We start from the raw sequence: 2205 nt of genomic DNA, 5'->3' as shown, positions 1-2205 counted from the left end.
GCGTACAACTTCGCGGGCTTACGCCGCGCGGCCCGCGCCGCGACCGCACGGCCGGGATTGCCCGCACCAACGTACGCAGAGCCTCCGCGTCATTGTTGTTGGCCGCCGAAACACCCACCATCAGCGGGATTCCCGTGCGATCGGTCAGCACATGGATCTTAGAGCCGGACTTGCTGCGGTCGACCGGGCTCGGCCCGGTCAGATCGCCCCCTAATGAGGTGTAGCGGGTCCGTCGATGCGGCAGACTCGCCACTGGTAGCGGCTGGCGGGTGAGCACTCTGCGCCCCCGGGACATCGAGTCCTGAAAAAAGATCGTGCCCCCGCCGGTCCGCCAGGAGAACGGATCGCTGCTAGGATGTCGTGCCCGCCCAAGGCGTGAGCACTTTTCATTAGGTCGCCGGGTGTTCTCCTGAACGCTGTTGATATCGAAAGTAGGTGCCAGACAGGAGGATTACTGTTGCTATTCGTCGGAGACGACTGGGCCCAAGACCATCACGACGTGGAATTGATGAACCAGGCAGGCAAGAGACTGGCCCGAGCCCGGCTACCCGAAGGCGTCGACGGAATCACGCGACTGCACGCACTGATCGGCGAACACCTCGACGCCGGCACCGCAGCTGATGCCGTGGTCATCGGTATCGAGACCGACCGGGGACCGTGGGTCGCGGCCCTGGTTGCCGCCAGTTACTCGGTGTATGCGGTCAATCCCTTGCAGGCTGCACGGTACCGAGACAGGCACACGGTCTCCGGTGCCAAGAGCGATCCTGCCGATGCTCACGTGCTCGCCGACATGGTGCGCGCCGACTCCCACCAGTTGCGGCTCGTCGCAGCGGACAGCCCGCAGGCCGAGGCGGTGAAAGTGGTTGCCCGTGCCCACAAGACGCTGATCTGGGAACGGACCCGCACCACGCAGCGGCTGCGGCACTCGTTACGTGAGTACTTCCCCGCAGCGCTCGAGGCCTTCGAGGACCTCACCGCGTCCGATGCCTTGGAACTGTTGGCCAAAGCACCCGAACCTGTTGCGGCAGCGCGGCTATCGCGCAACCAGATCCGTGCCGCACTCACCCGCGCCAGACGCCGCGATGTCGACACCAAAGCCACTCGCGTCCAGGCGGCACTGCGAGCCGATCATCTACGCCGTGACGTGGTGATCGATGCCGCCTACGCGGCCACCACACGGGCATCGATCCAAATCCTGATCACGCTCCAAGAACAGATCGCCGAACTGGCCGCGCAGGTGGAAGCGCATTTTGGACGGCATCCGGATGCTGAGATAGTCCTGTCCCAGCCCGGGATAGGCGTCATCCTCGGTGCCCGGGTGCTCGCCGAATTCGGAGATGCCCGCGGCCGCTACGCCTCGGCCAAGGCCCGCAAAAACTACGCTGGCACCAGCCCGATCACCCGCGCCTCCGGCAAGAAGAAGATCGTCGCCGCCCGGTTCGTCCATAACGACCGGCTCATTGATTCACTAGCCCAGCAAGCGTTCTGCGCTCTGACCGCCTCACCCGGTGCCCGCGCCTACTACGACCGGCATCGCGCCCGCGGCATGGAACATCGTGCCGCGCTACGCCAGCTCGCCAACCGGCTCGTTGGCATCCTCCACGGCTGCCTCGAGACCCGCACCCCTTACAACGAGGCCACCGCCTGGTCTCCCGGCGCCGCCGACCAGGCTACTGCTGCTTGACAACCCAAACCCTGGGATGTCTTTTTTTGGCCCACACGTGCGAGCCAGCGATCATGACCCGGGCGAAATCGACCTGCCCGGCCGCGTTGCTGCGGGCCGGCATCGCCTGGTGCATCTGCTCGAACACCCCGGCGTTTGCCAATCGCGTAACCTGCGCCAACACGTCATCCCGGACCCGAACCAGAGTTCTTGGGCAGGTCTTCCCACCCGATCCCGGTGAACAGCACGAACAAGATCCCCTACAACACCATCCGCGGTCGCGCTGCGCTGATCCCGGTGTCCCCGCCGGCTTGACAGAAGGTAGCGGTTCGATAACCGTCCACAACTCGTCATCCACGATCCATGGTGCTGACACAACGAAACAACCTGCACGGCAACGTGACTCACCGCCACGCTGCCGAATATATCAGGAGCTCCAAGCAACTCAGGAGGGGCAGTTCCCGCACATCAGAACTTCGCCTAGGTGTATGAGGCCATGACGTTGGTGACGCCCGCATGGAGGCGGCTGGCTGTTGGTTGGT

General features: G+C 64.4%; 1 protein-coding gene and 1 pseudogene. One reads left to right on the top strand and one right to left on the bottom strand.

The features are described 5' to 3' along the window. Positions 1 to 211, bottom strand: a pseudogene (locus ACFWPJ_RS31005) (transposase); the annotation flags it as partial. Between the two features lie 246 nt (positions 212 to 457). On the opposite strand from ACFWPJ_RS31005, the gene ACFWPJ_RS31000 reads away from it, so the two are divergent. Then, on the top strand, positions 458 to 1684 hold the full coding sequence (locus ACFWPJ_RS31000) for an IS110 family transposase (RefSeq protein WP_378856797.1): 1227 nt from the start codon (positions 458 to 460) through the stop codon (positions 1682 to 1684). Positions 1685 to 2205 lie beyond the last annotated feature (521 nt).

The organism is Nocardia sp. NPDC058497 (assembly GCF_042720195.1).
GTDB lineage: Bacteria > Actinomycetota > Actinomycetes > Mycobacteriales > Mycobacteriaceae > Nocardia.
This window is presented reverse-complemented; position numbering and strand designations above follow the sequence as displayed.